Here is a 23650-nt window from a genome sequence, read left to right on the forward strand (position 1 = left end):
CGAATTTACCCATCAGTAGGCGCCACCTATGGTGGTCAGGCCTCCCCCGATTCCACCTTTCGCCAGTCCACAGGTAGAGACCCATGAAAAGCGAAGCCAAGTGCCCGTTCAACCACGCCGTCGTCGGTGACGCGACGACCAACCGCGACTGGTGGCCGAACCAGCTGCGCGTGGACCTGCTCAACCAGCACTCCAGCCGCTCCAATCCGCTTGATGCGGGCTTCGATTACGCCACGGCCTTCAAAGGCCTGGACTACGCCGCGCTGAAGGCCGACCTGAAGGCGCTGATGACCGATTCGCAGGACTGGTGGCCGGCCGATTTCGGCCATTACGGCGGCCTGTTCATCCGCATGGCCTGGCACAGCGCCGGCACCTACCGCATCGGCGATGGCCGTGGCGGCGGTGGCCGCGGCCAGCAGCGCTTCGCCCCGCTCAACAGCTGGCCGGACAACGTCAGCCTGGACAAGGCGCGCCGCCTGCTGTGGCCGATCAAGCAGAAGTACGGCCAGGCCATCTCCTGGTCCGACCTGCTGATCCTGACCGGCAATGTCGCCCTCGAATCGATGGGCTTCAAGACGCTGGGCTTCGCCGGTGGCCGCCCTGATACCTGGGAACCGGACCAGGACGTGTACTGGGGCCGCGAAACCACCTGGCTGGGCGGCGATGTGCGCTACGCACACGGCTCTGAAGGCGTGCAGGAAGACCACGGCGTGCTGGTGTCCGATGACGATGCCGATGGCGACGTGCACTCGCGCAAGCTGGAAAACCCGCTGGCCGCCGTGCAGATGGGCCTGATCTACGTGAACCCGGAAGGCCCGGACGGCAACCCCGACCCGGTGCTGGCCGCGCATGACATCCGCGACACCTTCGCCCGCATGGCCATGGACGACGAGGAAACCGTCGCCCTGATCGCCGGCGGCCACAGCTTCGGCAAGACCCACGGCGCCGGCCCGGCCGACAACGTCGGCAAGGAACCGGAAGCGGCCGGCCTGGAGAACCAGGGCCTGGGCTGGGCCAGCAGCTTCGGCAGCGGCAAGGGCGGCGACACCATCACCAGCGGCCTGGAAGTGACCTGGACGCGCACCCCGGCGCAGTGGAGCCACGACTTCTTCGAGCTGCTGTTCGGCCACGAATGGGAACTGACCAAGAGCCCGGCCGGCGCCCACCAGTGGGTGGCCAAGAACGCCGATGCGGTCATTCCCGACGCGCACGATCCGTCGAAGAAGCATCGCCCGACCATGCTGACCACTGATCTGTCGCTGCGCATGGACCCGGCCTACGAAAAGGTCTCGCGCAAGTTCCTCGAGGATCCGCAGGCCTTCGCCGATGCCTTCGCCCGCGCCTGGTTCAAATTGACCCACCGCGACATGGGCCCGCGCGCGCGCTACCTGGGCCCGGAAATCCCGGCCGAGGAATTCATCTGGCAGGATCCGGTGCCGGAAGCGAAGCATCCGCTGATCGACGCCAAGGACATCGCCGCGCTGAAGCAGAAGATCGCCGCAACCGGCCTCAGTGTCGCCGAGCTGGTGTCCACCGCGTGGGCGTCGGCCTCGACCTTCCGCGGCTCGGACAAGCGTGGTGGCGCCAACGGCGCGCGTATCCGCCTGGCCCCGCAGAAGGACTGGGCGGTGAACCAGCCGCAGCAGCTGGCCAAGGTGCTGGCCGCGCTGGAAAAGGTGCAGGCTGAGCTCAATGGCGGCGGCAGCAAGCAGGTGTCGCTGGCCGACCTGATCGTGCTGGCCGGTGGCGTGGGTGTCGAACAGGCCGCCAAGGCCGGTGGCCATGAGGTGAGCGTGCCGTTCACCCCGGGCCGCACCGATGCCAGCCAGGAACAGACCGACGTCGAGTCGTTCGCGGTGCTGGAGCCGGCCGCCGATGGCTTCCGCAACTATCTCAAGGGCGCTTACAGCGTGCCGGGCGAAGCGCTGCTGATCGACAAGGCACAGCTGCTGACCCTGACCGCGCCGGAGATGACCGCCCTGGTCGGCGGCCTGCGCGTGCTCGGTGCCAATGCCGATGGCGGCAAGCACGGCGTGTTCACCGCACGCACGGGCACGTTGAGCAACGACTTCTTCGTCAACCTGCTGGACATGGGCACGCAGTGGAAGGCCACTGGCCGCGAGAGCTATGAAGGCCGCGCCCGGGGCGAAGGCAACGCACGCTGGACCGGCACCCGTGCCGACCTGGTGTTCGGCTCCAACGCCGTGCTGCGCGCACTGGCCGAGGTCTATGCCAGCGCCGATGGCGAAAAGAAGTTCGTGCAGGATTTCATCGCCGCCTGGACGCGGGTGATGGAACTGGACCGCTACGACCTGCACGGTTGAGGTGATCCGGGTGGTCGCCGGGCATGGCCCGGCGGCCATGCCCCGGTAGATGCCAACCTTGGTTGGCATGCACAGATCCGCCCACCAAGGTGGGCGACTACCAGAGCAATCCCACGGTCGTTGCCCACCGTGGTTGGCACGCGGCCGTCATGCCCCGGTAGTTGCCAACCTTGGTTCGCACGCTCTCCCGCTCTGGTGGGTGCGAACCGTTGGTTCGCACGCTCTCCGCAGCCGCTACGCTTTCAACGCGCCCCGTCTTTCAACCGCTGCAGGATCGGCGCAAACAACGGCGCCTGCAGCGACCGCGGTGGCTGCACCGCCTCGCCCTTCTCCAGCGCCTGCCAGTACGACCACGGCAGCGCCTTGTCGCCCAGTTCGTAATCCATGCCATCCCAGCCATCCTCGCGGAAGGCATAGAACGCCCAGTGCACTTTCTGCTGCTCGGCCACGGCCAGCACGTCACGCAGGTAGGTGCCGCAATCCGGCCAGCGGCGCATGCAGCCGAACTCGCCGATCACCATCCGGTTGGCACCGATGCCATGGGTCTTCGCCCAGTCCATCGGCTGCTGCAGGTAACTGCGCACGCGCTCCGCATCCCAGCGCTGCTTTCCCGCGCCGAACGGCACCACGGCCGGGTAGCGGTACGGCGTGGCGCGCTTCTGGTTGGGCGCACTGGTGGCCGCATAGGGCTCGTACATGTGCACGCTGTACAGCAGCTTCGTATCGTCCAGCGGCGCCGACCAGTAATCGAAGGCATCGGCCGCCGCATACCAGCCGGCATCGAGCATCAGCGGCATGTCCGCATCCACTGCGCGCACGCTGGCGATCAGCCCGCGGTACAGCACGCGCAGATCACGCGGACCGTCCTGCACATCGGCATACCACTGCTTCATCGCCTCGCGCGGGGCATGTTCGGCCAGCGCGGTGCCGTATTCCGGCGCCGGCTCGTTGATGAGGTTGTAGGCGGCAAGCGCGGGGTGGCCCTTCAACGCGGTGGCCAGGTCACGCCAGAAGCGCTGCGCAGGCAGGTGGTTGTCCATCGACTGCCACAACCGCTGGTCGACCACGTCATTGTTCTTCTGCTTCCAGCGCAGCAGGGGCAGCGACAGCGGCACCAGCACCACCTTCAGGCCCGAGGCATTGGCGTCATCCAGCGCACGGCGCAGGGTGGCCACGTCGGCCTGCACCAGCCCTTGGTAGTGGTCGGCATCGCCCATCAGGAAGTCGCGGCCGCCGGCACTTTTCCACTTGTCCGGGCTCAACCGCACCCAGGTCGCGCCGGTGTCCCGCAGCGCCTGGAAGTAGGCGCGGTCGGGCGGGCTTTCGTTGAAGCTGTTGCCGCCGCGCTGGGGCGTATCCCAGAAGGTGATGTCAGCGGCGAACGCCGGGGCGGCGGTGGCGAGGGCCAGGCACAGCAGTGTGCGGCGGAGGAACATGCGGGTCTTCCATGAAAAGGAAGATCCAACCTGCGGGGCACAAACCGAACGCTGGCTGAGTGCGCGCGTGTTCGCCGGGCATGGCCCGGCGCTACCGACGCGCTCTGGTGGGTGCGAACCGCCCGCTCTGGTGGGTGCGAACCGTTGGTTCGCACGCTCTCGGTCAAAGCGCGTCCAGATCACCCAATGCGCGGATCAACCGCCGCGCGCGCTTGTCCGGCTTGTGCTCCGGCGGCTGGAAACCATCGCGTGCGGCGATGCGCAGCGCGCGCTGTTCGGCACGGCGCGCCTTGGACGCCTCGCTTTCGGCATACAGCTGCTGCGCCACCGGCGCCGGGCCGCGCTGGTCGCTCACTCCCAGCACCTGCACCTCGAAATGCTCTTCGCCGCGGTCCACCTGCAGCTGCTCGCCCACGCGCACCGCGCGCGAGGATTTCGGGCGCTGCCCGGCCACGGCCACCTTGCCGGTTTCGATGGCCTGCTTGGCCAGGCTGCGGGTCTTGTAGAAACGGGCCGCCCACAACCAGATATCCAGGCGGACACTGGGCGACAGCGGGGAAAGCTCGGACATCGGCAGGTACTACTCCGTGCGCTTGTTCAGGGGTCGCGGGTTGGCGGGATCGCTGCGGCAGCCAGTGCCCCCCATCAACGTCGGCGTGCCCGCCAGGTCCTGGCGCTGGTTGCCGACCAGGCACTCAGCGCGGTCGGCGGGCCGCACCTGGGCATCACCCAGTCGGTCACCCGTCGAACATGCGGCCAGCGTGGCCACGATCAAGGCCCCCACGCAGTGCCGCGCCAGCTGTCGTCGTTGATGCATTGCCACACCCCGCAAACCGGCTTGATGCTAGTGTGCGCCTCCCGGGAATCGATCACCAGCCCATGGCCAAAGCGCCGCTCGACCTGACCTCCGGCCCCATCGGCCGCAACCTGCTGCTGTTCGCGCTGCCGATCCTGGCAGGCAACATCGCCCAGTCGCTGAACGGTTCGGTGAATGCGGTGTGGGTGGGGCGCTTCCTCGGCGAGGCAGCGCTGACCGCCACGGCCAACGCCAACAACATCATGTTCTTCCTGATCGGCTCGGTGTTCGGTTTCGGCATGGCCTCGACCATCCTGATCGGCCAGGCCATCGGCGCACGCGACATCGCCCAGGCCCGCCGCGTGGTCGGCACCAGTGCCACCTTCTTCATCGGCCTGTCGGTGATCATCGCCATCGCAGGCTGGTTCCTGGCCCACCCGCTGCTGGCCGCCATGGGCACGCCGGCCGCCTCGCTGCCGCTGGCCGAGGCCTACCTGCGCATCATCTTCTTGGCCATGCCGACGCTGTACGCATTCGCCTTCCTCAGCGCCGCCCTGCGCGGTGCCGGTGATTCGCGCACGCCGTTCCGCTTCCTGCTGGTGTCGGTGCTGCTGGACATCGCGCTGAACCCGGTGCTGATCTTCGGCCTCGGCCCGTTCCCGGCACTGGGCATCGCCGGTTCGGCCTGGGCAACGCTGGTGTCGCAGACGCTGTCGCTGACCGGCCTGCTGCTGTACATGCGGCACAAGCGGCACACGCTGTGGCTGGGCCGTGCCGACATGCACCTGTTCAAGCTCGACCTGACCATCCTGCGCGCGCTGGTGGTCAAGGGCGTGCCGATGGGCCTGCAGATGGTGCTGATCTCGCTGTCGGTCATCCTGCTGATGACCATGGTCAACCAGTACGGCACGGCCACCGGCGCTGCCTATGGTGCGTCGCTGCAGTTGTGGAACTACGTGCAGATGCCGGCGATGGCCATCGGCGCGGCGTGTTCGTCGATGGCGGCACAGAACGTCGGCGCGCAGCGCTGGGATCGTGTCCGCGGTACCGCGCGCCAGGGCATCCTGTTCAACTTCCTGCTGACCGGTGCGCTGATCCTGCCGCTGGTGCTGCTGGACCAGTATTCGCTGGCGCTGTTCCTGCCGCAGGGCAGCGAATCGCTGCAGATCGCCCGCCACCTCAACCACATCGTGATCGGTTCGTTCTTGTTCTTCGGCGTCAGCTTCGTCATTTCCGGTGTGGTCCGCTCCACGGGCGCGGTCATTCCGCCACTGCTGATCCTGGCGGCCTCGCTGTGGGGCGTGCGCGTGCCCTTCGCCGAGTTCCTGCAGCCGTACTGGGGCGCTGATGCGATCTGGTGGAGCTTCCCGGCCGGCTCGCTGGTGTCGATGCTGCTGTCGCTGGCGTATTACCGCTGGGGCGGCTGGCGCAAGGCGAAGATGATCACCCCGCCACCGGCAGAACACGTGGCCACGCCATCGGAAATCCCGGCCTGCCCGCCGTCTCCGGTGGCGGACCCGGATGCCGTGGCCCGGTAGCGCCGGGCCACGCCCGGCGAGCGCAGCGGTTGCCAGACATCCGCCGGGCATGGCCCGGCGCTACCCGCCAGGCTGGCGTTGCACAGCTGCCAACCGGTAGTGCCGGCCGCTGGCCGGCAACATCGTGATTCATGAACGTGCTGCGGGCGTTGCCGGCCAGCGGCCGGCACTACCGTTTCTTCTTGCCTGCATTGTGCGTGGCGGCTGCTCGCATCAGCGCCTTGAACGCCGTCGCATCAAGCATCGCACCTTCATGGATGTCGATCGCGCGCCGGGTGTTGCCTTCCAGGCTGGCGTTGAACAGCTGCTTCGGATCCGGCAGGGCCGCGCCGTTGGCGAACGTCAGTTTCACCGCCTGCTTGTAGCTCTCGCCGGTGCAGAGAATGCCGTTGTGTTCCCACACCGGCGTACCCCGCCACTTCCAGGTCTCCTCCACGTCGGGCAACGCTTCGTGGATCAGCGCGCGCACGCGGGCCAGGGCCTGGCCGCGCCAGTCGCCGAGTTCGGCGATGCGGGCATCGATCAGTTCGGCGGCAGGACGCGTTTCTTCGACGGTTTCCGGGGCTTTTCTGGGCATGTCAGCGCTCACGCGGAACAGTGGGAAAGGAAAACTAGAAGCGTACGCCCGGCAGTTCACGGACCTGCTGCAGCCAGTCCCGCAGTTGTGCCCGGTCCAGCACGCTGTCTTCGTACAGGTGCAGGTAACGGGTGGTGGCCTGCCGCGAGGGCTCGGGCGGCTCGGGCTTCAGCAGCGTGCCATGGAACAGCGCCACCTTGATGTAGCGGGTGCAGCAATGGAAGCTGAGAAACCAGCCCTGCCCTTCGGCGACGCCGTACATGGGCGAATTCCAGCGCACCGCCTTGTGCACGCCGGGCATGGCCTCGGTAATCAGCGCATCCAGCTGCTCGCCGAAAGCGCGTTTCCAGCCGGGCATGGCGGCGATGTAGGCCTGGACCGGAGCATCGCCCTCCCCCTTCGCGATCTGCGGATTGCCACCGGACAGCAGCTTCGGCGCAGCGGCGGCAGCTTGCTTGGCGGGCATCGCGCGGCGCTCCGTGGTCCGGGGTCAGCGGGTTGGCGCAGCCGGCAGATCGCGCCACAACGGCAGACCGCGGCGCAGGCGCATGACGCGCATCACGACGGCCATCAGCAGGCCGAACAGCACGCCGGCCAGCAGCGCGCTGAACACCGCGCCCCCTGCCGGCATGTGGGTATTGCGCCAGACCAGCAGCCACATCAACACGCCCCAGCCTACCGTGAACCAGGTACCCATCAGCAGTGCGTTGGATGCCACGCTGGCCAGGATCGGCGGTGGCGCGTTGAAGCCCATGCGCCACAGCAGGCGATGCAGTGGCGGCGCCGAGTGCCGGCGATGCACGCCCGCAAGGTCGAGATGGCGCAGGGCGGCCTGCACCTTGGGCGGGTAACGCTGTTCGGCTGTGATCATGCCGCGACCATAGCGCCGGCGGATGCACAAACGCAAACGGCCGCCCGAAGGCGGCCGTCGCGGCAACAACCGAAGTTGTTTATCAGGCCTTTTCGGCCAGACGGGCAGCCTTGGCGGCAGCAGCAGCAGCCAGGTCTTCCTTGATGCGGGCAGCCTTGCCTTCCAGGCCACGCAGGTAGTACAGCTTGCCGGCGCGGACCTTACCACGACGCTTCACTTCGACCGAGTCGATGATGGCGCTGTGGGTCTGGAAGACGCGCTCGACGCCGTAGCCGTGCGAAATCTTGCGGACGGTGAACGAGGAGTTCAGGCCGCCGTTCTTGGTCGCGATGACAACGCCTTCATAGGCCTGCACGCGCTCACGGGTACCTTCCTTCACCTTCACGTTGACGACAACGGTGTCGCCCTGGCTGAACTTCGGCAGTTCGCGGGTGATCTGGGCGGATTCGAATTCCGCGACGATGGACTTGTTCAGCTTGCTCATGGGTTACACCGATTCTTGTTCGGGTGGGCGTGTCGTGTCGACAACGTAGGCTCATGCAGTCACGGAACTGTGCTGCACGTTTGTTGTGGGTACTGCGCGCACCAGCCGGGGCTGGCGGGAATTGGCCATGATAGCCGATAAAGCCAGCCCTGCGCTAGGGGCTGGCCTTCTGTTTCTGGGCCTGGCGGGCCTGGTCCAGCAGCTTGCGGTCGGCCTTGCCCAGCGCCTGTTCATCCAGCAGGTCCGGCCGCCGCGCAGCGGTACGGGCCAGCGACTGCTGGCGGCGCCAGGCGGCGATGGCCGCATGGTTGCCCGAGCGCAGCACGTCCGGCACGTCACCCAGCGGGTGCTGGGCCGGCTGGCTGTAATGCGGGCAGTCGAGCAGGCCGAGTTCGCCTTCGAAGCTGTCCTGGGCCGCCGATTCGGCGTCGTTCAGGGCACCTTCCTGCAGGCGGGCCACGGCATCGATGATGACCGCCGCGCCCAGCTCGCCGCCGGAAAGCACGTAATCGCCGAGGGAAATCTCCTCGTCGACGTTGGCCTCCAGGAAGCGCTCGTCGATGCCTTCGTAACGGCCGCAGAGCAGGACCATGCGCGGCAATGCCGCCAGTTCCCGCACCTTGGCCTGGGTCAGCGGCGCGCCCTGCGGGCTGAGGTAGATCACCCGCGCCGGGGTCGGGTCGGCGTCGCGGATCGCCTGCAGGCAGGCCTGCAAGGGCTCGATCAGCATCACCATGCCCGGGCCACCACCGAACGGACGATCGTCCACCCGGCGGTAGTTGCCTTCGGCGTAATCACGGGGGTTCCAGCCATGCAGGCTGAAAAGACCCTTCTCCTGCGCGCGCCCGACCACACCCAGCCCAGCGGACTGGGCGAGGAACTCGGGGAACAGGGTGATGACGTCGAACCGCATGCTCACACTCAGAACTCGGGATCCCAGTCGACCACGACCAGGTTGGCCTCGAAGTCGACCGACTTGACGAAGTCCGGCTGCACGAACGGGATCATCCGCTCGCGATCGCCACGGACCACGACCACATCATTGGCGCCGGTGCTGAACAGGTGCGAGACCTGGCCCAGGGCAACGCCCTCGGTGGTCTTCACATCAAGGCCTTCCAGATCGACCCAGTAATACTCGTCGGCGCTCGGCGGCGGCAGCGCACTGCGGGCCACGTAGACCTCGGTGCCGTGCATTGCCTCGACCACGTCGCGATCCTCGACGCCGGGGAACCGGGCGACCAGGTGCTTGCCGATGTCACGGCCACGAGCGCCTTCAAGCGTCGATTCCTGCCCGTTGGGGCTGCGCAGGATCCACGGCTGATAACGGAAAATGGCGGAACGAGGCTCGGTCCAGGACTCGAGCTTGATTTCGCCGCGCACACCAAAAGCGCCGACAACCCTGCCCAGCAGGATGCGGCGCTCGATATCTTTCATCTTCGTCAACCGAGAGGGCCACGCCGAAGCGTGGCCCTTCAGACTCAGGCCGCGACGGCCTGGGACTTGGCCGCTTCCTTGATCAGGTTGCGGACCTTTTCGGTCGGCTGGGCGCCGTTCTTGACCCAATGGTCAACGCGGGCCAGGTCCAGCTCGATGCGCTTCTCGCCGCCCTGGGCGACCGGGTTGTAGAAACCAACGCGCTCGATGTTGCGGCCGTCGCGCGCGCTGCGCACGTCGGTCACGATGATGTGGTAGAACGGACGCTTCTTGGCGCCGCCGCGGGTCAGTCGAATCTTGACCATGGTGTTTTTCCTATTGCCCAGTCGCCAGGATGGCGAGGTAAGCGGGCGATTATAGCGGCAGAGCGCGGCCGAGCCAACCCCACGGCCTGCTGGCCGGGGTCAGACCCCTTTTGCACCGCAAAAGGGCTCTGACCCCAAAAGATCCCAGCCCACCCCCGCCAGCATCGCCCTGCCCTGTTCAGCCAGCGCCTGCGACCCCGGCAGAACCTGCCCGTCGATGGCGTCCAGCGCCCACAGGCCACTGGCATTGCAGGCAAAAGCCGCCTTCACACCGGTCAGTTCGGCCAGCCGCAGCGGCTGCGTGGCCTGTGCGCCCTGCCAGTACTGCTGCAGCAACGCCTCGGCCGTCCCGCGCAGGGCCGGGGCCTGTGGCCAGAGCAGGCGTTCGCCATCATGCAGCGCCAGGTTCCAGGTGCTGCCCTCGCTGATCTCGCCTGCGGCCGACACGAACAGCACATCGTCGAAGCCCGCGGCCATCGCCCCCCGGCGCTCGGCAAACAGGCCGAACGTGCCCACATGCTTGATCTGCGGCAGCTCGCGCTGCCAGACCACGCTGCGCACGCGCTTCGGTGCGGTCAGCGCCACCGGTGCCGACACCGCCACCAGTACGTCCACCGGCACGGCCGCCAGCGGATTGCGGAAATCGAAGCAGCGCGAATACACCGTCACCCGCAGCGAGGCATCGCCCTGCCCTGCCTGCTGCAGCGCCTGCGCCATCCACGCCCGCACCTGCATGACATCCAGCGCACTGCCGAACAGTTCGGACGTCGCCTGCGACAGCCGCGCCAGGTGCAGCGCCAGCCCCTGCACGGCGTGGCCACGCACCTGCATCGAGGTGAAGTGGCCATAGTTGACCAGGGCCGGCAGCAGATCCTCCACCTGCGCCCGCCGGCCATTGCAGAACACCGTCATCGCAGCAGGGCCTGCGCCTGTTGCCACATGCCGCGCAGCACGTCGGCAGCCGGTTGCGCCGGTGCCATCCATGCCGACTGCCCAGCCCAGGCCTGCATCGCGGCCAGGCGGTTTTCCTGCGCCGCCTGCTTGCGCATCGGCGCGGTCAGGCCGCGCTGCACCGGATACGGGCGCGGCGCCGGAGCACCTTCGGCAACGGCCGCACGCACATACGGCGTTGCCAGGCCACGGCCCAGGCGGCCACTGAAGGCGCGGGTCGGCCAGATGTCTTCGGGTTCGCTCGCGGCCAGCCCGTCCGCCCACGCCGAAGCGATCGCCGCTTCCGGCGTGCGCAGGAAAGCGGTGCCGATCTGCACTGCGCTGGCGCCGAGGGTCAGTGCGGCCGCGATGCCGCGTCCATCGGCAATGCCGCCGGCGGCGATCACCGGTATCTGCAGGTGGTCGGCCAGGCGGGGCAGCAGCGCGAACAGGCCCACCAGCTGGCGCTCGGCCAGGCTGGGATCGAACGCGCCGCGATGGCCACCGGCTTCGGCGCCCTGCGCCACCACCGCGTCAGCACCCGCGTCCTGCGCGGCGCGCGCTTCGGCCAGCGTGGTCGCGCAGGCGATCCAGGCAATGCCGGCGTCCTTCAACTGCTGCACCTGGCGCGGCGACAGCACGCCCATGATGGTCGAGGCCACGGCCGGGCGCGCAGCGAGCAGTGCCGCGAACTGTTCGTCGAAATCGGCCGGGGTGGCGTCGGCGGCGCTGGCAGGCACCTCCGGCCCCCACTGCGCGAGGAAGGCACGGCTGGCCGCTTCAGCGGTGACGTCACGGGCGGGCGACGGATCCGGCAGCCACAGATTCACCTGTGCCGGGCCTGCGGACGCGGCGCGGAAATCGTCCATCCAGCGGCCGATATCGGCGGCCGGTGACAGCACCGCGCCCATCGCACCCATGCTGCCGGCATTGGCCAGCGCGGCCGACAGCGGCACCGGACAGGCACCGGCCATCGGCGCCAGCAGGATCGGTACGGAAACGCCGAAGCGCTGGCAGAACGCCTCGGCGCGGGAAGTAACAGCAGACATCTGCATGGGGCCTATCGTTTCGGACAGGCCCCCATGGTGCGCGCATCAGAGGGGTAGAGTCGAGCTTGCTCGACTGTCGTGCGCCTGGCGCAGTCGAGCAAGCTCGACTCTACGGGGGCGCGGCTCAGCGTGCCGACACCGCGTAGGTGCGGACCAGCTGGCTGTCCATTTCCTCGTTGAACTGGAAGGTCACATAGCGCGCGTCGTCGGCCGCGAATTCCTCTTCGGCACTGGCACGGCCGATCTCGGCACCCTCGCCGTCCAGCGCGCGTGCCACCAGCTTGCCCTTGAATGCCTTGTCAGCCACGACGTACACCGCCGCTTCCTTGGAGCCCATGCCACGGCTCTTGCCCAGGGTGACCGTGAGCCCGTGCGCGGCCAAGCCCGGATCGACCTGCAGCGTCACGTTCATCTTCTTGTCCACGCCTTCGCCCAGCCCGGCCACGAAATCGGCGGCGGTGCCACTGATGGCGCTGCCGGCCTTCTGCGACATCGAGGTGTCGTCCTTGCAGGCAACCAGCGCCAAGGCCAGCGCCATCACCATGATCGACTTGTTCATCAGCATTCCCTTGTCAGATGTAGCGCGTAGTCAAGCAATACAACCAGGGCCACGCAAGTGCCGATGCCGGCACCCGCGCCGCCCTCCGGCATCAACGGAACGGCAGGCCGCGGCCGCCCATGGCACCCATCATGCCCTTCATGCTGCGCATCATGCCCTTCATGCCACCGCCGGCCATCTTGCTCATCATCTTTTCCATCTGCATGTACTGCTTCATGAGCTTGTTGACGTCGGCCGGGGTCACGCCCGAGCCCTTGGCAATGCGCGCGCGGCGCGAGCCGTTGAGCAGGTTCGGGTTGCGCCGTTCCTTCTTGGTCATCGAGCTGATGATGGCGATCATGCGCGGCACTTCCTTGCCCTGGCTGACCTGCTGCTTCAGGTGCTCGGGGATGTTGCCCAGGCCCGGCAGCTTGTCCATCAGGCCGCCGATGCCGCCCATGTTCTGCATCTGCTCGAGCTGGTCGCGCATGTCGTTCAGGTCGAACTTCTTGCCCTTGGCCACCTTCTCGGCCAGCTTGGCGGCCTTGTCCTTGTCGACCTGCTGCTCGACCTGCTCGACCAGCGACAGCACGTCGCCCATGTCCAGGATGCGGCTGGCGATACGGTCCGGGTGGAACACGTCCAGGCCTTCCGGCTTTTCGCTGACACCGACGAACTTGATCGGCTTGCCGGTGATGTAGCGCACGCTCAGCGCGGCACCGCCACGGGCGTCACCGTCGGTCTTGGTCAGCACCACGCCGGTCAGCGGCAGCGCATCGCCGAAGGCCTTGGCGGTGTTGGCCGCGTCCTGGCCGGTCATGGCGTCGACCACGAACAGGGTTTCAGCCGGGTTGACCGCCGCGTGCAGGGCCTTGATCTCGGCCATCATCGCTTCGTCGATGGCCAGGCGGCCGGCGGTATCGACCAGCAGCACGTCGACGAACGACCTGCGTGCATCGTCGATGGCCGCGCGCACGATGGCTTCCGGCTTCTGGTCCGCGCTGGACGGGAAGAACAGCACGCCGACCTGCTCGGCCAGGGTCTTCAGCTGCTCGATCGCGGCCGGACGGTAGACGTCGGCCGAGACCACCATCACCTTCTTCTTGCGCTTTTCCTTCAGGTGCTTGGCCAGCTTGCCCACCGTGGTGGTCTTGCCGGCGCCCTGCAGGCCTGCCATCAGGATGATGGCCGGGGCGGGAACATTGAGGTTCAGGTCGCTGGCTTCGGCGCCCATCACCGCGGTCAGCTCGTCGCGCACGACCTTGATGAGGGCCTGGCCCGGGGTCAGCGACTTCAGCACTTCCTGGCCGACCGCACGCACCTTGATGCGCTCGATCAGGGCCTGCACCACCGGCAGCGCGACGTCGGCCTCGAGCAGCGCGATGCGTACTTCGCGGGTCGCCTCGCGGATGTTCTCCTCGGTCAGGCGGCCACGGCCACGCAGGCGCTCGATGGTGCCGGAAAGGCGCTGGGTCAGGGACTCGAACATGCGGCGCAACCTGTCTGAAAGCGGGGGACAATAAGGCAGACAGTATAGCGGGTCCGTCCACCCTGCCGGGCTGCGACCACGGGGCCGTCGCCAGCATCCCGGGGGTATGCGAAACTGCAACGATGTTAATCGTTCTCATCGCCGCCCTGCTCTATCTGGCCGCCAGCGCCCTGCTGGTGCGTGCGCTTGGCCGCGATGATGCCGTCGGCTCGCCCGTCTGGCTGTGGCCGGCGCTGCCGGCCATGCTGCTGCACGGCGGTTACCACGTGCTGGTGGCGATGCGCACGACCGGCGGCCCGGACATGCATTTCTTCGCCGCGCTGTCGCTGGTCGGCCTGGGCATGGCCTGGCTGACCTCGCTGGTGGGCGCGCGCGGGCGCATGTCGGCGCTGGGCGTGGTGGTGTTCCCGCTGGCCGCGCTGCTGCTGGCGGTCTACCACGGCTATGGCCACGAACCGAGCAAGCTGCTGGGCTGGCGCCTGGCCAGCCACGCCTGGCTGGCCCTGCTGGCCTACGCCACGCTGAGCATCGCCGCCCTGCTGGCGATCATGCTGTGGCTGCAGGAACGGGCGCTGCGCCGTCGTGAATTCCGCCCGTGGCTGCGTGCGCTGCCGCCGCTGGCCGACCTGGAAGCACTGCTGTTCCGGGTCATCACCGTCGGCTTCGCCCTGCTCACCCTCACCCTGGTCACCGGCGTGCTGTTCGTCGATGACCTGCTGGCGCAGAAGCTGGTGCACAAGACCGTGCTCAGCGTGCTGTCGTGGATCGTGTTCGGCGTGCTGCTGATCGGCCGCCGCCGCTACGGCTGGCGCGGGGTGAAGGCGGTACACTGGACGCTGTCGGCGATGCTGTTGCTGCTGCTGGCGTTCTTCGGCAGCCAGTTCGTGATCGAACTGGTGTTCGGGCATACGCGGTAAAGGCGTGCCGACCGACGGTCGGTACCCACGGTAGTGCCGGCCGCTGGCCGGCAACACAATCCCATGCCATTGCCGGCCAGCGGCCGGCACTACCTTCAGGGCACGGGCTGGGCGAGGATTCTCCGCACCGACTGGCCGCCGTTGGTGATCACGTCGTCCACCTGCCAGCAGCCCTTGCCGTGGCGGACCATCGGCAGGCGGGTGAGGTGGGCGCTCTTCCACACCGAGTAGCTCAGCGTGACCTCGCCGGCCGTGGCCGAGACGGGCTTCCAGCCGTAGCGCACGGCGCTGTCGATCTCGCCGTCCTGGCCATCCAGCCAGAGGTCCGAATCGATCGTGCAGATGCCCTCTTCGCGCACCTGGCAGGCACGTTCCTCGCGCAGCGCCTTGGCGAAGGCCGGGCTGACCAGGGCCGGCGGCGCGTCCAGCACGCGGCCGTCGTCACCGGAGGTGGCCTCGAAGAACGCACGGGCCACGCCCGCTGCATTCTCGCAGGCCGGTGCAGCGTACGCGGCCGGGGCCAGCAGCAGGCTGGCGACCATCAGCATCCGTGTTTTCCGCATGGTTCTCTCCTTGATGTGGGGACGCCGGGCATGGCCCGGCGCTACCGGATTCGCGCGGGGGTAGCGCCGGGCCATGCCCGGCGAGCGCGCAGCGCGGTGAAACCTACAGGCCGTACCGCTCGATCACATCCAGGTGCGGCTGCCGTTCCTGGTCGCAGGCTTCGGCCAGGCGCAGCCAGCACTGCGGGTGCGACCAGCCGGCGGTAGACTGCTGCAGGTAGCGATGCAGCGCCAGCGGCGCATGCCCCTGCGGCTGGGCCACGGTGAACAGCAGGCCCGGCAGGGTGCCCTCCTCCGCATCCGGATCGGTCACGGTGTAGTCGGGGCGGCTGTGCGCCCAGACCTGCCAGCCCTGCGCTTCGGCGCCTTCCACAAATGCGTTCCAGGCCTCCTCGCCCGGGTGCGCGCCGTCGATCAGCCAGCTGCGCTCGAAGCCGCCGCGCTCCAGCACGTGCACCTGCGCATAGGTCGGGATGAAGTGCTGACGCTGCTCTTCTTCCTCCGGCGCCGGATGCACCAGCGCGGCATCGAACACCACCCAGTCGCCCACCTGCTGGGCACGGTTGGCCGGTGCGTTCTCGACGATGCGCGCGGTCACCGGGCCGGTGCGGCGTGCGTAGTACTCCATCGGCTCGCCCTGTTCCAGGCTGCGGATGATCACCCAGCCCCACGGTTCCTCGACCACGCCGTCCTGGCTGGTCAGTTCCATGCCGATGGCGGCGGCCGAGCGGCGCACCGCCTCCCAGTCGCCTGCGGCACTGGCCGCGCTCATGTGGTCCCAGTGTGCGGCGTTGGCATCTTCCAGCGTCTCCACCAGCTGCGCGTAGCAGGCCTGTGCATCGCTGAAGCGGCCGGTTTCCATGTACATGCGGGCGAGCGTGCCACGTGCGCCGTGCGAACCCGGCGACAGCGCCAGCAGCGCCTGCGCGGCCTGCTCCAGCGCCGGCCAGTCGGACACGCGGCGTGCGCGCTGCACCTCGCACCAGTGCGCGAACACCGGCACGCTGCCGCGATAGGTGTCAGCCAGGCGGCGCAGGCCATCGTCGTCGCCCTGCTCGGTCAACCAGCGCATCAGGGTGTAGGCAGCGGCACCATCTTCATGGGCATGGGCACGCACGAAGTCCCATAGCAGCGTGCGCGCCTCAGCCTGCGCACCACAGGCATTGAGCGCCGATGCGGCCACCTCGGCCAGCGCTTCGTCGTCCGGGCACTGCGCGTGCGCCTGCAGCAGCCACTGCGCTTCGCGCTCGGGATCGCGCGACTGGTCCTGCTCGCCGCGCGCTTCCAGCCACGCCAGCAGTTCGGCCGCCGGCACCGGCAGCGGTTCCACCTCGGGCAGTGCGTCGATGCGTGCGGCCAGGCCAGCCACGCGCTCGCTGGCACCCCGATCCTGGCGCAGCTGCGCCAGATGGGTGCGGGCCAGGCCGAGCTGGCGCTGTGCCACCCAGCGCGCGCCGCGCTGCAGGGCCAGTTCCAGGCTCAGTGCCGCCAGCTCGATCACCAGGCGGTGCGCGCCGACGCTGGCGAAGTGCTCGATGATGGTGTTGAAACGCGTGCCCAGGTTCCAGGTGTTGCGGGCCGGGTCGCGGCTGCACAGCAGCGCCACCGTCGTGGCCCACAGCCGCCAGGTGTTCGGGGTCAGTTCGCTCCACGGCACCAGCTGCTGCAGCGCCTCTTCATCGCGGCCCAGCTGGGCCAGCGCCCAGGCGCGCGACAGGCGGCGCGGCACCGTGCAGTTGGCCGGTTCGTATTCGCCAGCGGCGGCCACTTCGGCTTCGCGCTGCTCGATCAGCACCATCGCCTCTTCGGCGCGGCCGCTGGCCAGCAGGATCTTGATCTGCATTTCCGGGAAGCTGTCGAACACTTCCTTGCCGCGCGCTTCCACCGCATCGGCCTGCGCCTTCAGGTAATCCAGCGCATCCTGCGCACGGCCGTCATCGAGCAGGGCATCAGCCTTTTCGCAGCTCAGGCACTGGAAGCAGGCCCAGGTCGGATCGATGCGCGCCAGCGTTTCATCGCACACTTCGATGCGCTCGGGCACCCAGCCCGGGCCGTCGATGTTGCCGTAGCAGGCGGCCAGATCCTGGGTCACGCAGATCGACTGCGGGCACTCCAGGGTGTCTTCGCGGTGCGCGCGCTCGAACAGCGATACGGCTTCGCCCAGTGCGCTCTCGCCCTCGACGCGGTTGCCCACGCGGTTGCGCAGCGCCCAGTGGCCGACATAGACGTCGACCCAGGGGTTGTCCAGCGCCTTGCCCAGCGCACGCGCCTCGGGCAGCAGCGCATCGACGCGGTCGACCTGCAGTTCACTGACTTCGTCGGCAAGGCGGGTCAGCAGGTGCGCGTTCTGCGCCTGGCCTGCCTGGCGCAGGTCTTCCTGCAGCTTTTCGACCCAGTTCCAAATATCCATGGGGGTTGGTGCTCCTGTCTAGCGTGAGGCTGGATGAGAGAAAGTGTGTGGAATGCTCAGCGCAGCATCTGCTGCAGGGCCGTGGCGATTTCGCTGAAGGCGCCATTGAGGTCCGGGCCGGGCGTTGCGGCGCCACGGGCCAGCGGGCGCCCCTGGGCAGAGACGATGATCTTCAGCGAGCGCAGCAGGCGCGCGGCCGCCGGCGCCTGCGCATGCCCCTCGCGCTGTGCCTGCAGCAAGGCCTGCACGGCGGGGTTGTCGAGGTTGAGGTACAGCCGCGATGGCGCGCGCGCCTCGATGCGGGCGGTGAACTGGCGGGCCAGCCGCAATGCCGCCATCGACACGCGCTTGTCGTTCTCGTCGTCTTCCAGGCGCTGCTTCAGTTCGGCTTCGCGGTCGGGCACGACCACCACCGGCAACGCTTCGGGGCTGAAACGCGCCGGCAACAGCTGCTCGCCATCGCCCAGATGTTCGCCCAGCCATGCCAGCTGCGCCGCATCCAGGCTGTCATCGGTGCGGAACAAAGCGCGGTTGCCCTGCTCGGTGCCCAGCTCGACCAGGCGCAGGCCCTTGGCCTGGGTCCAGCGGCGCAGGAACGGCACCACCGCATAGCGGTGGCCGTGCGCGACCGGCACGCCCATCGCACGGAACAGCATTTCCTCGAAGCCGCCGCCGTTGTCGAGGATCACATGCACGGCGCCGCGCGACGGCAGCGCGGCGGCCGGCAGGTCGCCCTGCGAGGTCGGCACGCGCACGTGCTCCAGCAGCAGCTCGAACAGGCGTTCATCGCACAGCGCCGCACCGAGCAGTGCTTCGTTGTGGCGGGCCAGCACGCGTCGCCAGGCTTCGGGCTGCTGCCGCGCGACCTCGGCCAGGCCGTCGATCAGCGCTTCCAGCAGCGCATGCTGCACGGCGCGGTACTGGTCGTCGCGCTGCAGGTCCTCGCGGCTGGCGGTCGGGGTCAGGCGCGAGGACTCGATCACCCCGCCGATGAAGCCCGCCCACGGCGGCAGCAGGTCACGCGCATCGTCATCCAGCAGCATGCCGCGCACGAACACGGACAGGTTGCGGTTGTCGCTGGTGCCGTAGGTCGCGCCATCCTGCACCCACAGCATGCCGGTGGCATCGCTGTCGGCGTCGGCGCGCAGCGGCACGGTCACGATGGGTTCGAAGTCATGCTCGAACCGCGCAGCGAACTGCAGTGCCTGGCGGCGCGCCTGCACCGGATGCAGTGCCACGTCGCCCTGCCCGCGCCACGGCGGCGGCTCGGGGTTGAGGGCCTCGGCCGCAGCGCCGATGAAGATCGGCTCGGACAGCAGCGCACAGTAGCGGCCCAGCACCTCGTACAGGCGCGCCTCGTTGGCCAGCGGCAGGAAATCCGGGTGCAGCTCCAGCTCCACCTCGGTGCCGATGGCGCGTGCCGGGACTTCGCTGACGGTGTACTGCTCGGCATTGCTGGACACGTAAAGATGGCCCAGCTCCGGCGTCTGGTACGAGGTGGTGCGGACACTCACCCGCCGCGCCAGCACGAAGGCCGAGAGGAAGCCCAGGCCGAACATGCCGATCAGGCCGTCCTGGTCGTCACCGCCCTGGCGCAGGCCACGGGTGTAGCCGACACCGACGGTTGCCAGGTAATCGTGGATTTCCTGGCGGGTCAGGCCGGCACCGGTATCGATGATGCGCAGCACGCCGGCTGCAGCATCCACCCGCACGTCGATACGCGAAGGCAGCTCGATGCCCGGCTGTTCAAGGCGGCGGCGGATGATCGAATCGTGCGCGTTCTGCACCAGCTCGCGCAGGGCCACCATCGGGGTGGAATACAGGTGCTTGCCCAGCACCGTCATCAGTCCATTGAGATCGACCCCTGCGCGACGGATTTCGGCGGCGGGGGTGCTGAGCGTCGGGTCCTGCATGAAATCGGTTACTCCTTGCCACACAAGGCGCCACGAGGCGCCGTCGTCGAGCGGGAAAACTAGCACAGTGAAGCTGACCGTTACTGCATCGGATGCGTGCAGCTGTTTGTAGAGTCGAGCCATGCTCGACTGCGCTCCGCTCTTTGTAGAGTCGAGCCATGCTCGACTGCGCTCCGCTCTTTGTAGAGTCGAGCCATGCTCGACTGCTGTTCGAAGAACGGTCGATCAAAAAGCAGTCGAGCATGGCTCGACTCTACAAAAGTCAGGACGCGGGTCACGCTGCGTCGATGGCCTCGGACAGGCGCTCGACCGCGATCACTTCCATGCCCTTCACCGTGCCGCCCTTGGGCGCATTGGCCTTGGGCACGATGGCGCGCTTGAAACCATGGGTGGCGGCCTCGCGCAGGCGGTCTTCGCCATTGGGCACCGGGCGGATCTCGCCGGACAGGCCGACCTCGCCGAAGGCAATCGTCTTCTCCGCCAACGGCCGGTCCTGCAGCGACGACAGCACGGCCAGCAGTACCGGCAGATCGGCGGCCGTCTCCTGCACGCGGATGCCACCCACGACATTGACGAACACGTCCTGGTCGCCCACCAGCACGCCGCCATGGCGGTGCAGCACCGCCAGCAACATGGCCAGTCGGTTCTGTTCCAGGCCAACTGCGACACGGCGTGGGTTGGACAGCGGCGAGGCATCGACCAGCGCCTGCACTTCCACCAGCAGCGGCCGGGTACCCTCGCGGGTGACCATCACGCAGCTGCCTGGCTGATGAGTACTGGCACCGGACAGGAAAATGGCCGACGGGTTGGAGACTTCCTTCAGGCCCTTGTCGCCCATGGCGAACACGCCCAGTTCGTTGACCGCGCCGAAGCGGTTCTTGAACGCACGCAGCAGGCGGAAGCGGCTGCCGCTCTCGCCTTCGAAATACAGCACGGCGTCGACCATGTGTTCGAGCACGCGCGGGCCGGCGATGCCACCTTCCTTGGTCACGTGGCCGACCAGGAACACGGCGGTGCCGGTTTCCTTGGCAAAGCGCACCAGCCGCGCGGCACTCTCGCGTACCTGGCTGACCGAGCCGGGGGCGGCAGTGAGGGTTTCGGTCCACAGCGTCTGCACCGAGTCGGCCACGATCAGCCGCGGGCCAGCCTTGGACGCATGCTGCAGGATCGACTCGACGCCGGTCTCGGCCAGCGCGTTCACACCGTCCAGCGGCAGTTCCAGCCGGTGCGCACGCCCGGCCACCTGGGCCAGCGACTCTTCGCCGGTGACATACAGCACCGGCAGCACGGCCGCCATCTTCGCCACCGCCTGCAGCAGCAAGGTGGATTTGCCGATGCCCGGGTCGCCGCCGACCAGCACCACCGCGCCTTCGACCAGGCCGCCGCCCAGCACGCGGTCGAACTCACCGATGCCGGTGCTGACCCGGCGGTGCTCGGTCTGCTCGACGTCCTTCAGCGCGGTGATCTTCGGCGGATCGATCTTGCCGGCCCAGCCGGCGCGGCGCGACGCAGGCGCCTTGGCCGCCGCCGCGCTCTCCAGCACGATTTCCGACAATGAGTTCCAGGCGTTGCACTCGGTGCACTGGCCCTGCCACTTGCTGTACTCGGCGCCGCATTCGTTGCAGACGTAGGCAGTGAGGCGGGCTTTGGCCATGGGGCAGGACTTCGGTGCGGGGAGGTGAAGGAGGATAGCCGAGGCCAGTCGCAGGCGCTGCGACCCCCGGCATGAGGGCGGCCCGGTCATGACATTCTCGAATATGAGATGAACATCACACTTTAATGCTCTAAGGTTGCGCTCCACGCGGCCGCTATAGTCCGCGCCGCTGCGCCCCCTCCACGCTCCCCCGAAGGACCCTCAATGACTGGCACCTACAGCCAGAGTCTGGTTGTTTTTTCGCTGCTGGTCGCCATCCTGGCGTCCTATACCGCCCTGGACATGGCCGGGCGTCTGGCCACGACCGAGGGCCGGGTGGCGCGGTGGTGGCTGGCCGGCGGCGCCACGGCCATGGGCCTGGGCATCTGGTCCATGCACTTCGTGGGCATGCTGGCGTTCAACCTGCCAATCCCGATCGGCTTCGACCTGGCCATCACCCTGTACTCGCTGGCGGTGTCGGTCAGCGCCTCGGCCTACGCCCTGTGGCTGGTCTCGCGCCCGCAGCTGCCGCGCCGCCGCCTGCTGGCCGGTGCGGTGCTGATGGGGCTGGGCATCGCCACCATGCACTACCTGGGCATGGCCGCGATGCGCATGCAGCCGGGCATCGATTACGACCCGCTGTGGTTTGCCGCCTCGATCCTGATCGCCATCGGTGCCGCCGGTGCGGCGCTGTGGATCGCCTTCCGCCTGCGCAAGGAGGGTGAGCGCACCCTGCGCCTGCGCCTGCTGGCCTCGCTGGTGATGGGCCTGGCCATCGTCGGCATGCACTACACCGGCATGGCCGCCGCCCGCTTCCCCGATGGCAGCCTCTGCGGCGCGGTGATCGACGGCGGCATCGACAGCCGCTGGCTGGCGATACTGGTCATCGTCACCACCCTGGGCACCATCGGCATCGCGCTGGTCGCCTCGCTGTTCGACCGGCAGATGCGCGAGCGCACCGGCCTGCTGGCCGAATCGCTGGAAAAGGCCAACGACAAGCTGCTGCAGGCGGCCCTGCACGACCCGCTGACCCAGCTGCCCAACCGCATGCTGCTGCAGGATCGCATCGAGCAGTCCATCGAGAAGGCACGCCGCCGCAACCACGGCCTGGCGGTGATGTTCTGCGATCTGGACGGCTTCAAGGCGGTCAACGATGCCTATGGCCACCAGCTGGGCGACCGCCTGCTGGTGCGCATGAGCGAGCGGGTCAGCGGTCTGCTGCGCCCGCAGGACACCTTCGCCCGGCTGGGCGGCGACGAGTTCGTGATCGTGCTGGCCGTGGATGAGCCGGACGACGCGGTGGTGGTGGCCGAGCGCATCATTGCTGCCGTGGCCGAGCCGTTCCTGATCGACGCGGCCGAGCTGCAGGTCAGCGCCAGCCTCGGCATCGCCCTGTACCCGGACGATGGCGCCACCGAGCGCGAACTGATGGCGCACGCCGACGCGGCGATGTACCACACCAAGGACGGCGGCCGGAATGGCTATACGTTCTTTACCCCGTCGATGCAGGTCAGCGCCAACCGCCAGCTGCGGCTGCTGCAGGACCTGCGCCGCGCCGCCGACCGGGGCGAGCTGCGCCTGCACTACCAGCCCAAGTTCGTCGCCGCCGGCACGCCCGCCGTAGGCGCCGAGGCGCTGCTGCGCTGGCAGCACCCGGAGCTGGGCATGCTGGCGCCGGATGTGTTCATCCCCATCGCCGAGCGCAGCGGGCTGATCCTGCCGATCGGCGAATGGGTGCTGGACCAGGCCTGCGCGCAGCTGCGCAGCTGGCACGATTCGGGCCATCCCGAATGGACGATGGCAGTGAACCTGTCGCCGCTGCAGTTCTCCTCGCCGTCGCTGGTGGACAACGTGCGCGACGTGCTGGCGCGCCATGCGATCGCGCCGGAACGGCTGACCCTGGAGATCACCGAAACCACGGCGATGAAGGACGTGGAAGCCAGCCTGGCCATCCTCAACGACCTGACCGCGATGGGCGTGCACATCTCCATCGATGATTTCGGTACGGGCTATTCCAGCCTGTTGTACCTGAAGCGCATGCCGGCGACCGAGCTGAAGATCGATCGCGCGTTCGTACGCGACCTGGAGCAGAACGCCGAAGACGCGGCGATCGTGTCGTCGATCGTGGCGCTGGGCCGCTCGCTGCAGCTGCAGGTGGTGGCCGAGGGCGTGGAGACGCGCGAGCAGCAGGAGTACCTGAGCGGGCTGGGCTGTGACCAGTTGCAGGGGTACCACCTGGGCCGGCCGATGGATCCGGACGAGTTCCTGCGCAAGGTGGGGTGAGCCGGGCGAAGTAGCCGGGGTCGGATCCCTTTCCGCAGGAAAGGGCTCTGACCCCAAGCGCATCCACGCATGGCGTGGATCTACTGCCGCTGGGCCATGCCCGGCACTACCGCAGATGGCCGGGGTCGGATCCCTTTCCGCAGGAAAGGGCTCTGACCCC

At 68.1% G+C, this 23650-nt stretch carries 22 protein-coding genes; 4 read left to right on the forward strand and 18 right to left on the reverse strand.

Annotated features, from left to right (window positions below; genetic code table 11):
* Nucleotides 1-83 precede the first annotated feature (83 nt).
* Nucleotides 84-2324, forward strand: coding sequence for a catalase/peroxidase HPI (gene katG, locus C1926_RS17745; protein WP_108760110.1), 2241 nt, complete (start codon nucleotides 84-86; stop codon nucleotides 2322-2324).
* A gap of 242 nt (nucleotides 2325-2566) precedes the next feature.
* Here katG and C1926_RS17750 read toward each other — a convergent pair whose 3' ends face one another.
* The 3 genes from C1926_RS17750 to C1926_RS21950 all read right to left on the reverse strand — a co-directional run bounded on the left by C1926_RS17750 (nucleotide 2567) and on the right by C1926_RS21950 (nucleotide 4577).
* On the reverse strand, nucleotides 2567-3760 hold the full coding sequence (locus C1926_RS17750) for a cellulase family glycosylhydrolase (RefSeq protein ID WP_108760111.1): 1194 nt from the start codon (nucleotides 3758-3760) through the stop codon (nucleotides 2567-2569).
* A gap of 163 nt (nucleotides 3761-3923) precedes the next feature.
* Entirely contained in the window at nucleotides 3924-4331 is a 408-nt protein-coding gene (locus C1926_RS17755; RefSeq protein ID WP_079221134.1) for an RNA-binding S4 domain-containing protein, read from the reverse strand.
* Between the two features lie 9 nt (nucleotides 4332-4340).
* Entirely contained in the window at nucleotides 4341-4577 is a 237-nt protein-coding gene (locus C1926_RS21950) for a hypothetical protein (protein WP_108760112.1), read from the reverse strand.
* A 62-nt stretch (nucleotides 4578-4639) separates the two neighbouring features.
* On the opposite strand from C1926_RS21950, the gene C1926_RS17765 reads away from it, so the two are divergent.
* Nucleotides 4640-6094, forward strand: a complete 1455-nt coding sequence (locus tag C1926_RS17765; protein WP_079221132.1) for an MATE family efflux transporter — start codon at nucleotides 4640-4642, stop codon at nucleotides 6092-6094.
* Between the two features lie 169 nt (nucleotides 6095-6263).
* Here the strand turns inward: C1926_RS17765 and C1926_RS17770 are convergent, their stop codons facing one another.
* The 11 genes from C1926_RS17770 to ffh form a co-directional block, all read right to left on the reverse strand.
* Nucleotides 6264-6671 carry a DUF1801 domain-containing protein gene (locus C1926_RS17770; protein ID WP_108760113.1) on the reverse strand — a complete coding sequence of 136 codons (408 nt, stop codon included), beginning with the start codon at nucleotides 6669-6671 and terminating at the stop codon, nucleotides 6264-6266.
* 34 nt (nucleotides 6672-6705) lie between these two features.
* On the reverse strand, nucleotides 6706-7137 hold the full coding sequence (locus tag C1926_RS17775) for a DUF1801 domain-containing protein (protein ID WP_079221130.1): 432 nt from the start codon (nucleotides 7135-7137) through the stop codon (nucleotides 6706-6708).
* A gap of 24 nt (nucleotides 7138-7161) precedes the next feature.
* A complete protein-coding gene (locus tag C1926_RS17780) occupies nucleotides 7162-7542 on the reverse strand; it encodes a DUF6404 family protein (protein ID WP_108760114.1) in 381 nt (126 codons plus the stop codon).
* 82 nt (nucleotides 7543-7624) lie between these two features.
* Nucleotides 7625-8026 (reverse strand): 50S ribosomal protein L19, encoded by a 402-nt coding sequence (rplS, locus tag C1926_RS17785; protein ID WP_079221128.1) that lies wholly within the window; start codon nucleotides 8024-8026, stop codon nucleotides 7625-7627.
* A 154-nt stretch (nucleotides 8027-8180) separates the two neighbouring features.
* On the reverse strand, nucleotides 8181-8939 hold the full coding sequence (gene trmD / locus C1926_RS17790; RefSeq protein WP_079225157.1) for a tRNA (guanosine(37)-N1)-methyltransferase TrmD: 759 nt from the start codon (nucleotides 8937-8939) through the stop codon (nucleotides 8181-8183).
* A gap of 8 nt (nucleotides 8940-8947) precedes the next feature.
* Nucleotides 8948-9460 (reverse strand): ribosome maturation factor RimM, encoded by a 513-nt coding sequence (gene rimM, locus C1926_RS17795; RefSeq protein ID WP_108760115.1) that lies wholly within the window; start codon nucleotides 9458-9460, stop codon nucleotides 8948-8950.
* Nucleotides 9461-9504: 44 nt separating this feature from the next.
* Nucleotides 9505-9765 carry a 30S ribosomal protein S16 gene (gene rpsP, locus C1926_RS17800; protein ID WP_079221127.1) on the reverse strand — a complete coding sequence of 87 codons (261 nt, stop codon included), beginning with the start codon at nucleotides 9763-9765 and terminating at the stop codon, nucleotides 9505-9507.
* Nucleotides 9766-9864: 99 nt separating this feature from the next.
* Nucleotides 9865-10677 (reverse strand): aminotransferase class IV family protein, encoded by an 813-nt coding sequence (locus C1926_RS17805; protein WP_108760116.1) that lies wholly within the window; start codon nucleotides 10675-10677, stop codon nucleotides 9865-9867.
* Nucleotides 10674-11750 carry a nitronate monooxygenase gene (locus C1926_RS17810; RefSeq protein ID WP_108760117.1) on the reverse strand — a complete coding sequence of 359 codons (1077 nt, stop codon included), beginning with the start codon at nucleotides 11748-11750 and terminating at the stop codon, nucleotides 10674-10676. The genes C1926_RS17805 and C1926_RS17810 overlap by 4 nt, the downstream gene beginning before the upstream one ends.
* 118 nt (nucleotides 11751-11868) lie before the next feature.
* Nucleotides 11869-12303, reverse strand: coding sequence for a hypothetical protein (locus tag C1926_RS17815; RefSeq protein WP_152027057.1), 435 nt, complete (start codon nucleotides 12301-12303; stop codon nucleotides 11869-11871).
* Nucleotides 12304-12394: 91 nt separating this feature from the next.
* Nucleotides 12395-13771, reverse strand: coding sequence for a signal recognition particle protein (gene ffh, locus C1926_RS17820; protein WP_079221123.1), 1377 nt, complete (start codon nucleotides 13769-13771; stop codon nucleotides 12395-12397).
* Nucleotides 13772-13893: 122 nt separating this feature from the next.
* Between ffh and ccsA the strand changes: the two genes are divergently transcribed.
* Complete coding sequence (ccsA, locus tag C1926_RS17825; RefSeq protein WP_108746211.1) at nucleotides 13894-14688, forward strand: cytochrome c biogenesis protein CcsA; 795 nt, start codon at nucleotides 13894-13896, stop codon at nucleotides 14686-14688.
* A gap of 95 nt (nucleotides 14689-14783) precedes the next feature.
* Here the strand turns inward: ccsA and C1926_RS17830 are convergent, their stop codons facing one another.
* From C1926_RS17830 to radA, 4 genes are all read right to left on the reverse strand, one after another.
* Nucleotides 14784-15251, reverse strand: a complete 468-nt coding sequence (locus C1926_RS17830; RefSeq protein WP_108760118.1) for a hypothetical protein — start codon at nucleotides 15249-15251, stop codon at nucleotides 14784-14786.
* A 103-nt stretch (nucleotides 15252-15354) separates the two neighbouring features.
* Nucleotides 15355-17661 (reverse strand): tetratricopeptide repeat protein, encoded by a 2307-nt coding sequence (locus C1926_RS17835; RefSeq protein ID WP_108760119.1) that lies wholly within the window; start codon nucleotides 17659-17661, stop codon nucleotides 15355-15357.
* A 56-nt stretch (nucleotides 17662-17717) separates the two neighbouring features.
* Complete coding sequence (locus C1926_RS17840; protein WP_108760120.1) at nucleotides 17718-19574, reverse strand: ATP-binding protein; 1857 nt, start codon at nucleotides 19572-19574, stop codon at nucleotides 17718-17720.
* Between the two features lie 274 nt (nucleotides 19575-19848).
* Nucleotides 19849-21228 carry a DNA repair protein RadA gene (gene radA, locus C1926_RS17845; protein ID WP_079221118.1) on the reverse strand — a complete coding sequence of 460 codons (1380 nt, stop codon included), beginning with the start codon at nucleotides 21226-21228 and terminating at the stop codon, nucleotides 19849-19851.
* 204 nt (nucleotides 21229-21432) lie between these two features.
* Here radA and C1926_RS17850 point away from each other — a divergent pair, with 204 nt between their 5' ends.
* Nucleotides 21433-23490, forward strand: a complete 2058-nt coding sequence (locus tag C1926_RS17850; RefSeq protein ID WP_108760121.1) for an EAL domain-containing protein — start codon at nucleotides 21433-21435, stop codon at nucleotides 23488-23490.
* The last annotated feature ends 160 nt before the right edge of the window (nucleotides 23491-23650 follow it).

The organism is Stenotrophomonas sp. ZAC14A_NAIMI4_1 (genome assembly GCF_003086915.1).
Taxonomy (GTDB): Bacteria; Pseudomonadota; Gammaproteobacteria; order Xanthomonadales; family Xanthomonadaceae; genus Stenotrophomonas.

Excerpts from the sequence above, each read along its gene's own strand:
- katG (WP_108760110.1), top strand. The coding sequence starts at position 84 with ATGAAAAGCGAAGCCAAGTGCCCGTTCAACCACGCCGTCGTCGGTGAC.
- C1926_RS17750 (WP_108760111.1), bottom strand. The coding sequence starts at position 3,760 with ATGTTCCTCCGCCGCACACTGCTGTGCCTGGCCCTCGCCACCGCCGCC.
- C1926_RS17755 (WP_079221134.1), bottom strand. The coding sequence starts at position 4,331 with ATGTCCGAGCTTTCCCCGCTGTCGCCCAGTGTCCGCCTGGATATCTGG.
- C1926_RS21950 (WP_108760112.1), bottom strand. The coding sequence starts at position 4,577 with ATGCATCAACGACGACAGCTGGCGCGGCACTGCGTGGGGGCCTTGATC.
- C1926_RS17765 (WP_079221132.1), top strand. The coding sequence starts at position 4,640 with ATGGCCAAAGCGCCGCTCGACCTGACCTCCGGCCCCATCGGCCGCAAC.
- C1926_RS17770 (WP_108760113.1), bottom strand. The coding sequence starts at position 6,671 with ATGCCCAGAAAAGCCCCGGAAACCGTCGAAGAAACGCGTCCTGCCGCC.
- C1926_RS17775 (WP_079221130.1), bottom strand. The coding sequence starts at position 7,137 with ATGCCCGCCAAGCAAGCTGCCGCCGCTGCGCCGAAGCTGCTGTCCGGT.
- C1926_RS17780 (WP_108760114.1), bottom strand. The coding sequence starts at position 7,542 with ATGATCACAGCCGAACAGCGTTACCCGCCCAAGGTGCAGGCCGCCCTG.
- rplS (WP_079221128.1), bottom strand. The coding sequence starts at position 8,026 with ATGAGCAAGCTGAACAAGTCCATCGTCGCGGAATTCGAATCCGCCCAG.
- trmD (WP_079225157.1), bottom strand. The coding sequence starts at position 8,939 with ATGCGGTTCGACGTCATCACCCTGTTCCCCGAGTTCCTCGCCCAGTCC.
- rimM (WP_108760115.1), bottom strand. The coding sequence starts at position 9,460 with ATGAAAGATATCGAGCGCCGCATCCTGCTGGGCAGGGTTGTCGGCGCT.
- rpsP (WP_079221127.1), bottom strand. The coding sequence starts at position 9,765 with ATGGTCAAGATTCGACTGACCCGCGGCGGCGCCAAGAAGCGTCCGTTC.
- C1926_RS17805 (WP_108760116.1), bottom strand. The coding sequence starts at position 10,677 with ATGACGGTGTTCTGCAATGGCCGGCGGGCGCAGGTGGAGGATCTGCTG.
- C1926_RS17810 (WP_108760117.1), bottom strand. The coding sequence starts at position 11,750 with ATGCAGATGTCTGCTGTTACTTCCCGCGCCGAGGCGTTCTGCCAGCGC.
- C1926_RS17815 (WP_152027057.1), bottom strand. The coding sequence starts at position 12,303 with ATGAACAAGTCGATCATGGTGATGGCGCTGGCCTTGGCGCTGGTTGCC.
- ffh (WP_079221123.1), bottom strand. The coding sequence starts at position 13,771 with ATGTTCGAGTCCCTGACCCAGCGCCTTTCCGGCACCATCGAGCGCCTG.
- ccsA (WP_108746211.1), top strand. The coding sequence starts at position 13,894 with ATGTTAATCGTTCTCATCGCCGCCCTGCTCTATCTGGCCGCCAGCGCC.
- C1926_RS17830 (WP_108760118.1), bottom strand. The coding sequence starts at position 15,251 with ATGCGGAAAACACGGATGCTGATGGTCGCCAGCCTGCTGCTGGCCCCG.
- C1926_RS17835 (WP_108760119.1), bottom strand. The coding sequence starts at position 17,661 with ATGGATATTTGGAACTGGGTCGAAAAGCTGCAGGAAGACCTGCGCCAG.
- C1926_RS17840 (WP_108760120.1), bottom strand. The coding sequence starts at position 19,574 with ATGCAGGACCCGACGCTCAGCACCCCCGCCGCCGAAATCCGTCGCGCA.
- radA (WP_079221118.1), bottom strand. The coding sequence starts at position 21,228 with ATGGCCAAAGCCCGCCTCACTGCCTACGTCTGCAACGAATGCGGCGCC.
- C1926_RS17850 (WP_108760121.1), top strand. The coding sequence starts at position 21,433 with ATGACTGGCACCTACAGCCAGAGTCTGGTTGTTTTTTCGCTGCTGGTC.